The following is a 4,630-nucleotide window of genomic DNA, read 5'->3' on the forward strand; positions in this document are numbered from 1 at the left end:
TGTTTGTCCTTGGGGCCCCCCCCCCCGGCGGGCGGGGCGCGGGGCCGTGGGCCGGGCGCCGTGCCCATCCTGCGACGTCGACGGGGCTTCGCGCAGACGAACCCGCAGACGAACGCGCCGACGAACCCGCCGACGGGTCCGAGCCGAGGGAGGGTCAGAGCGCCGCGAGCTCGGCCAGTACCGCCGCCGTGTCGGCCGGGCGGGAAAACATCGGCCAGTGCCCGGTGGGCAGTTCGCGCAGCTCCCAGTTCGGCCCGTCGAGCCCGGCGAACCACGGGTGGCCGGCCGTGATCATCGCCTGCACCTGGGCGAGCGGGAAGGAACAGGTCACCAGTGCCTGCGGCAGCGCGGCCGAGGCGCCCGTCAGCCGCAGCCGGTCCCGGTACGCCCCGGCCGGGTGCGGGGTGGCTCGCTCGCGGATCCGGGCGAGCGCGGCCTCGTCCAGGCCCTCCACACTGGCGCCGTCGGCGGCGAGGTCGGCCCAGGAGGGCATCGGGAGGCGGCCGTCGACCACCGCGGCGTCGGCCGCCGCGCGGTGGTCGGGCTGCCAGAGGTCGTACAGCGAACCGCCGTCGATCATCGGGCCGCTGTCCAGGTAGACCACCCGGCGGATCCGCTCCGGCATCCGGTCCGCGATCCCGCCGGCCGGGGCGCAGGCGCCGCTGTGCGCGACCAGCACCACCTCCCACAGGTCCTCGCGGACCAGCAGGTCGGCCAGCGCGGCGATGTGCTCCGCCAGCCCGATCGGCTCGGCCTCGCCCGCGCGCTCCGCCAGCCCGGGCAGCGTCACGGGATGGACGGTGTGCCCGTCGGCGCGCAGCGGCCCGGCGACCTCCTCCCAGGCCCAGGCGCCGAGCCAGAAACCGGGGACCAGTACGAACGTGCTCATGGTGGATCGCTCCTCGCGGTCGGGCGGGATCTCCGTCGCCGACGACCCTAGGGCGTGTCGTCAAACCCCCGCCTGCGCGCCGACGCTGGGGCACGCACCTCGCCGCGTTGTCGTCGGTCGCCGATGCTCCGCATGGACTCCCTCCTCCGCCTTGCGATGCACGCACCCCAGCGCCGCCACGCCCGCCCTCCGGGCGGACGACGGGGGTTTGACGACACGCCCTAGGACCGACCCCGGCCGGACTTCGCCCGGATTTTCGCCCGGATTACTGAGCGACCGGGCCCGGGGAGTCGCACTCCCCGGGCCCTCGGACAAGCGGACGTCCGGGAGCCCCGGACACCCGGACGGGTCAGGCCTGGCCCTCGGCCGCCTGCTCCTGCGCCACCTTGCGCTTCACCTCGGCCATGTCCAGCTTCCTGGCCTGGCCGATCAGGTCCTCGAACACCGACTCCGGCAGCGCACCGGCCTGCGAGAAGACGAGCACGCCCTCACGGACGATCGCCAGCGTGGGGATCGACTGGATCCCGAACGCGGAGGCAAGCTCCACCTGCGCCTCGGTGTCCACCTTGGCGAAGACCAGGTCCGTGTGGCGCTCGGCCGCCTTCTCGTACACCGGGGCGAACTGGCGGCACGGCCCGCACCACCCGGCCCAGAAGTCGATGAAGACGAAGTCCTGGCCCTCCGGGCCCGGGACGATGTCGTCGAAGTTCTCCTTGGTCAGCTCGACCGTGCTGCTCATCTCGCGATTCCTTCCCTTCCGGAGGCGGCGCTACCGATCACGTGCTCGCGACAACCGTGCGCCCCGACGGGGTATTCCGGAGCCGCGCGCCGGTGGCCGCCTCTGACAGCAGCCGCCCCCGCCGGTTCAGCGCCCGGGCGCCGCTCACGGCGTGGAGCGGAAACCCCACGGGTGGGAGACCTGGTACGCCGCCAGCCGCTCGATCCGGGCCGGCCCCTGTACGCCGGGCCAGCGCGGGTTCGGCGTGCCGTTGCCGGTCAGGTGCTCCCGTCGCCAGATGCCGTTCCAGCCGACCCGCAGGGCGGGCTCGAAGCTGTGCCACCGCCCGCACGGGCACGGCTGCCGCACCCAGGCGCAGGTCCGGCAGAGTTCGGCCAGGCCGTGGCCGGTCGAGCGCGACAGCACCGGCCCCTCGTCCCCGCAGGCCGGGCAGCCGGGCAGTACGGCGCCGTCCAGCAGCGCGTTCTGCCGCCGGACGTAGTCGGGCAGCCGCAGCGGCGGGTGGAGGAAGGGGTCCGCCCGCCAGGCCGCGTCCGGTGCGCCCCACCAGGGGCGGTTCCACCACACCGGCTCGGTCGGTTGCCGCCGCCCGGCCCGCTTCTCCGCCCGGCGCCGCGCCTCGTACTCCCGCGCCCCGGCCAGCCACAGGACCCGCGCCTCGTGCAGCTCCTCCACGGCCCGCACCAGCGAGTCCGGGTCGGCCTCCATCAGCCGGGGCATCCGGGCGCTGAGCGTGAGGTGGTGGTAGGTGGCCCGGAAGCCGTACGGCGCGAAGCAGGTCAGGCAGGTCCGTAGGGCGTTGAGCCGCCGGCGCACCGGCAGCCGCTCGTCGTGCACCCGGGCCCGGTGGGTCAGGAAGCTGGTCACGGCTGCCCCGCGGCGACATCGAGGGCCGGCTGCATGCGTATCACCGGGCGATCATGCAGGACGGCCAGCCCGTCCGGCCAAGGCATTACCCCGCGTCCGCCGCGATCCGGGCCAGGACCCGGCCGCAGCGCCGGGCGAAGGCCCGCTGCGCGAGCGGCAGCAGCGGCCCCGCCAGCCGGGCGTACCGGGCGACCGGACGGCTGAAGGCGGTCACGCTGAACCAGACCGCCCCGTCCGCCTCCAGTTCGACCAGGAACGTTTCTTCGCCGCACGCCAGATGGCCGGCCCGGGTGCCGTAGGTGAAGCCGTACCGGTCCGGGCCGTCGACGGTGGCCAGCACCCGGTTGGGGGCGCCGGCCCGGAGCGGGCCGACGCCGATCGCGCAGTGCACGGCGACGCCGGGGGCGGCCCGGTCCGCGTCGGCGTCGATCCGGACGCCGGCCAGCCGGTGCATCCGCCAGCCGAGCAGGGCGGCCCCGGCCACCTCCAGGGCGGGGCGGCCCCGGCCGACGAGCGCCCGGTGCCGCAGGTGGCGGTACCCGCCGGGCAGGTGGCCGGTGGCGCTGGCGCCCTGCTCCGGGTAACTGAGGTCGGTCATCGGTGGTCCTCCGTGGTGGTGATCCGGCGCCAGGCGAGCAGCGAGCAGAGCGCGAAGCCGAGCGCGTTGCCGACGCCGTGGGTGGCGGCCATCCAGGCCAGGGTGGGGTGGGGGAGTCCGGACGCCTGGCCGAGGGCCCACCACAGGGCGAGCAGCATGGTGAGGGCGAGGACGGCCGAGGAGGCGGTGAGCAGCCGGGCGGTGACCGGGTCGGCGGCGCGCGGCCGCAGGTCGCGCCAGGTGACCAGGCCGACCAGCCACATCCCGGTGGTGAGCACGCAGGCCCCGGCGAACTGGACCCAGGTGCCGAGGAAGTACCCGGCTAGCACCAGCAGCGTCCCGGCCGGCACGCTGAGCGCGGCGCAGCGGGCGGCGCCGGAACCCGCCCGGGTGCTGCGGCAGACCAGCCCGGCGACGAGGGCGGCGGTGAAGCCGGCGTAGTGGAAGTGCGGGACGGTCAGCGCCAGGACGTGCGGTTCGAAGCCGAACAGCGGGTAGCCGGAGCGCTCGGCGACCAGGGCGGTGCCGGCCACCGCGGGGGCGGCGAGCGCGGTGAGGACGGCGATTTCGGCGGGCGCGAGCGAGCGGGTCCGGCGCAGCCGCAGCGGTGCGTGGAGGGCGATGGCCAGGGTGCCGAGCGCGTAGAGGGCGGCGCTGCCGGTGGCGAGGCCGCCGCGCGGGAGCCAGAGCGAGAGCGCGCCGGGGACGGCGGCGAGCGGCCAGAGCCGGCGGACGCGGGCGAGGCCGGGTTCGCCGATCAGGGCGAGGCCGAGCGGGACGACGGCGCCCATACCGAGCAGGACCAGCAGGTTCACCAGCTCCGTCGTGCCCTTGCCCATGCCGGAAGCACCTCCTTGAACGTGTTCAAACCTTGGTCGTGGACGACTCTACGCCGCAGAGTTGAACGCGTTCAACTTGCCTCCGGTCCGCCTGCCCTGGTGTTCACGGTGGGTGCGGCGCACTCTGGAGGAGTAACCGGAGGAGTAATCGATGGAGGTGATCCGCCATGCAGACTCTGGTCGGTTGGCACATCGAGATGGAGTTCCGCGAGGACGGCCCGCGCACGACCGCCGCGGCCATGCTGCGGCTGCGCGACGGCAGGGAACTACGGGCCCACGGCTACAGCAGCCGCCACCCCTCGGACCCGGAACAGCTGCGGGTCGGCGAGGAGATCGCGGGGGCCAGAGCCCTCAACGACCTGGCCTCGCAGCTGCTCACCAAGGCCCACGGCGAGATCCAGGAGGTCAGCCCGGTCCCGACCCACCCGCTGACGTGAGCGCCCCGCACCCGGACGGCGGCCACGCCGGCGGCCGGGAGCACCGTTCGCGCATCCCGCTGATCTGCCCGCGCTGCGGGCACGAACAGCGGGTCGTGCCCGGCGGCCCCGACCGGTCGGTCAGGGTCGTGCACGTGGCGACGGGCCGGGAGGCGTGCGAACCCGGGGACCTGGCGAAGGCGCCGGACGACGGGCCCTGAGAGCGGTCCCCGGCAGCGCGAACGCTTCACCACGCGAACGGCGCCGGGGGCCGGGCACGTC

General features: G+C 75.2%; 6 protein-coding genes and 1 pseudogene. 2 read left to right on the plus strand and 5 right to left on the minus strand.

The window, feature by feature from the left end; genetic code table 11:
• Positions 1-154: 154 nt before the first annotated feature.
• The 5 genes and pseudogenes from ACFV6I_RS28460 to ACFV6I_RS28480 all read right to left on the minus strand — a co-directional run bounded on the left by ACFV6I_RS28460 (position 155) and on the right by ACFV6I_RS28480 (position 3,932).
• On the minus strand, positions 155-889 hold the full coding sequence (locus ACFV6I_RS28460) for an alpha/beta fold hydrolase (RefSeq protein ID WP_380428366.1): 735 nt from the start codon (positions 887-889) through the stop codon (positions 155-157).
• 349 nt (positions 890-1,238) lie between these two features.
• A pseudogene (locus ACFV6I_RS28465) lies at positions 1,239-1,640 on the minus strand (thioredoxin family protein); the annotation flags it as partial.
• 132 nt (positions 1,641-1,772) lie between these two features.
• The gene (locus tag ACFV6I_RS28470; RefSeq protein ID WP_380428368.1) at positions 1,773-2,495 is read right to left on the minus strand and encodes a hypothetical protein; all 723 of its coding nucleotides are present in this window, start codon (positions 2,493-2,495) and stop codon (positions 1,773-1,775) included.
• 85 nt (positions 2,496-2,580) lie between these two features.
• The gene (locus tag ACFV6I_RS28475) at positions 2,581-3,093 is read right to left on the minus strand and encodes a DUF1990 domain-containing protein (RefSeq protein WP_363371254.1); all 513 of its coding nucleotides are present in this window, start codon (positions 3,091-3,093) and stop codon (positions 2,581-2,583) included.
• Positions 3,090-3,932 (minus strand): YndJ family protein, encoded by an 843-nt coding sequence (locus ACFV6I_RS28480; RefSeq protein WP_380341131.1) that lies wholly within the window; start codon positions 3,930-3,932, stop codon positions 3,090-3,092. Before ACFV6I_RS28480 ends, ACFV6I_RS28475 begins: the two co-directional genes overlap by 4 nt.
• Before the next feature lie 167 nt (positions 3,933-4,099).
• Here ACFV6I_RS28480 and ACFV6I_RS28485 point away from each other — a divergent pair, with 167 nt between their 5' ends.
• The gene (locus ACFV6I_RS28485) at positions 4,100-4,369 is read left to right on the plus strand and encodes a DUF1876 domain-containing protein (RefSeq protein ID WP_063346968.1); all 270 of its coding nucleotides are present in this window, start codon (positions 4,100-4,102) and stop codon (positions 4,367-4,369) included.
• Complete coding sequence (locus ACFV6I_RS28490; RefSeq protein ID WP_063346967.1) at positions 4,366-4,569, plus strand: hypothetical protein; 204 nt, start codon at positions 4,366-4,368, stop codon at positions 4,567-4,569. Before ACFV6I_RS28485 ends, ACFV6I_RS28490 begins: the two co-directional genes overlap by 4 nt.
• Positions 4,570-4,630: the final 61 nt, after the last annotated feature.

The organism is Kitasatospora sp. NPDC059803, assembly GCF_042732255.1.
Classification (GTDB): Bacteria; Actinomycetota; Actinomycetes; order Streptomycetales; family Streptomycetaceae; genus Kitasatospora.